Raw genomic sequence first — 2,500 nt, 5'->3', positions numbered from 1 at the left:
GTCTCCAAAATCGAGCACCTCACGGCATCGATTTTAAAAAACCCATTCACAATGTCAAATACGACGGGCTTGCCCGTCAATCACCCCACTCTCGTGCGGCGAACCGTTTCTCTTCATCTCTAGGTTATGGCTGATGGTGCGTTGTCCGCGAGCCCGTCAGTCGCAGCGAAGCTGCGCCCTGTGGGCGCGCTTCTCGGCGCTGGCCGTTCTTGGTGACGTGCGCGGCAGCTTTGCTGCCTCGTCTCGTCTCCTGCGAAATGGTGGAGCCTATCGGGATCGAACCGATGACCTGATGCTTGCAAAGCAACCGCTCTCCCAGCTGAGCTAAGGCCCCAAACGCACTTGTGTGTGGTGGGCCTAGGTGGATTCGAACCACCGACCTCACCCTTATCAGGGGTGCGCTCTAACCAACTGAGCTACAGGCCCACACCCGCTGCGCCCGTCAGACGCAGCAGAACTGCGCCTAATAGGGCCTCTATCAAAGTAATACTTTGATGGGACCCAGGGGCGCGCTTCGCGCGCTGGCCGAGCTCGCCCACAGTCAAGACAGCGGATGCTGTCTCGTCTTATGGACTAACCTAGTGATGAAGGGACATGAGGACGGCGGCTAATGTTCTTTGGAATGGAAGAAGCTCTTCCGACAGGGTGGCACCATAAGATGCGGGCCTGTCGGCGCTTTCTGCCGATATCCTTAGAAAGGAGGTGATCCAGCCGCAGGTTCCCCTACGGCTACCTTGTTACGACTTCACCCCAGTCGCTAAACCCACCGTGGTCGCCTGCCTCTCTTGCGAGTTAGCGCAACGCCTTCGGGTGAATCCAACTCCCATGGTGTGACGGGCGGTGTGTACAAGGCCTGGGAACGTATTCACCGCGGCATGCTGATCCGCGATTACTAGCGATTCCGCCTTCATGCTCTCGAGTTGCAGAGAACAATCCGAACTGAGACGGCTTTTGGAGATTAGCTCACACTCGCGTGCTTGCTGCCCACTGTCACCGCCATTGTAGCACGTGTGTAGCCCAGCGCGTAAGGGCCATGAGGACTTGACGTCATCCCCACCTTCCTCCGGCTTATCACCGGCGGTTCCTTTAAAGTGCCCAACTAAATGATGGCAACTAAAGGCGAGGGTTGCGCTCGTTGCGGGACTTAACCCAACATCTCACGACACGAGCTGACGACAGCCATGCAGCACCTGTGTGCAGGTCCCCGAAGGGAAGAAATCCATCTCTGGAAGTCGTCCTGCCATGTCAAACGCTGGTAAGGTTCTGCGCGTTGCTTCGAATTAAACCACATGCTCCACCGCTTGTGCAGGCCCCCGTCAATTCATTTGAGTTTTAACCTTGCGGCCGTACTCCCCAGGCGGATAACTTAATGCGTTAGCTGCGCCACCCAAACACCAAGTGTCCGGACAGCTAGTTATCATCGTTTACGGCGTGGACTACCAGGGTATCTAATCCTGTTTGCTCCCCACGCTTTCGCACCTCAGCGTCAATACATGTCCAGTCAGCCGCCTTCGCCACTGGTGTTCTTCCGAATATCTACGAATTTCACCTCTACACTCGGAATTCCACTGACCTCTCCATGATTCAAGCGATGCAGTCTAAAAGGCAATTCCAGAGTTGAGCTCTGGGCTTTCACCTCTTACTTACAAAGCCGCCTACGTGCGCTTTACGCCCAGTAATTCCGAATAACGCTAGCTCCCTCCGTATTACCGCGGCTGCTGGCACGGAGTTAGCCGGAGCTTATTCTCCCGGTACTGTCATTATCATCCCGGGTAAAAGAGCTTTACAACCCTAAGGCCTTCATCACTCACGCGGCATTGCTGGATCAGGCTTTCGCCCATTGTCCAATATTCCCCACTGCTGCCTCCCGTAGGAGTCTGGGCCGTGTCTCAGTCCCAGTGTGGCTGATCATCCTCTCAGACCAGCTAAGGATCGTCGGCTTGGTGCGCCTTTACCACACCAACTACCTAATCCTACGCGGGCTCATCCCTCGGCGATAAATCTTTGGACTTACGTCATCATCCGGTATTAGCAGTCGTTTCCAACTGTTATTCCGAACCAAGGGGCAGATTCCCACGCGTTACGCACCCGTGCGCCACTAAGGCCGAAGCCTTCGTTCGACTTGCATGTGTTAGGCATGCCGCCAGCGTTCATTCTGAGCCATGATCAAACTCTCAAGTTTATGTCACCAGCCAATCGCAGTGGAATTCCACGATCAACCAGCTCATCTCAAGGAGCCGCTCTGCACAATATCTTTCAGACGACCGCCTCAGTGCGAACACCAAAACGACCGTCCATTACATATGGAATATGTGAAGGACATATGAGAACGACTTAGCTTTAAACGATACTCCGGAGCCTTGAGGACCCCAGAAACCGCAAGCCGCCGCCCACATGTCCCTTCATCTTAACCTACAATGTCAAAGAGCCGACAAAAATACCGACACTCGCATAACCTCTTCGCTAGAAGAAGCTTGGAGCATCTGGTTTTTTGCGACCG

The 2,500-nt window shown here is 54.6% G+C and carries 2 tRNA genes and 1 rRNA gene; all 3 read right to left on the bottom strand.

The window, feature by feature from the left end:
* Positions 1–258: 258 nt before the first annotated feature.
* Positions 259–334 (bottom strand) — tRNA-Ala (locus tag BM244_RS22410).
* A gap of 15 nt (positions 335–349) precedes the next feature.
* Positions 350–426 (bottom strand) — tRNA-Ile (locus BM244_RS22405).
* A 269-nt stretch (positions 427–695) separates the two neighbouring features.
* Positions 696–2,182: ribosomal RNA gene (locus BM244_RS22400) — 16S ribosomal RNA — on the bottom strand.
* Between the last annotated feature and the right edge of the window lie 318 nt (positions 2,183–2,500).

It is taken from the genome of Sphingomonas sp. OK281, from assembly GCF_900115295.1.
Classification (GTDB): Bacteria; Pseudomonadota; Alphaproteobacteria; order Sphingomonadales; family Sphingomonadaceae; genus Sphingomonas.
Note: the sequence above shows the minus strand (reverse complement) of the source record. Positions and strands in the feature narration are given on the sequence as shown.